The 232-nt window shown below is 63.8% G+C and carries 1 pseudogene; it reads right to left on the reverse strand.

Features of this window, described 5'->3' with window-relative positions:
- Positions 1–208, reverse strand: a pseudogene (locus CVH10_RS24830) (threonine--tRNA ligase); the annotation flags it as partial.
- Between the last annotated feature and the right edge of the window lie 24 nt (positions 209–232).

The raw sequence follows: 232 nt of genomic DNA on the forward strand, positions 1-232 counted from the left end.
CCTCGACCGTCTCGCAGACGAACATATTGGGGCGGTACTTGTCCCAGTGGCCGCTCTGTTCCCAGAATTTGCGGTCCAGAACCTGGGGCGTCTTGACCTCGACATAGCCGGCGGCGTCCAGGCGGCGGCGCATATAGGCCTCAAGCACGCGCCACAGCACCCAGCCCTTGGGGTGCCAGAAGACCATGCCGCGGCCCTCTTCCTGCATATGGAAGAGCTCCATCGCCTTGCC

The organism is Halomonas sp. ND22Bw (genome assembly GCF_003011945.1).
GTDB classification, from domain to species: domain Bacteria; phylum Pseudomonadota; class Gammaproteobacteria; order Pseudomonadales; family Halomonadaceae; genus Halomonas; species Halomonas halophila.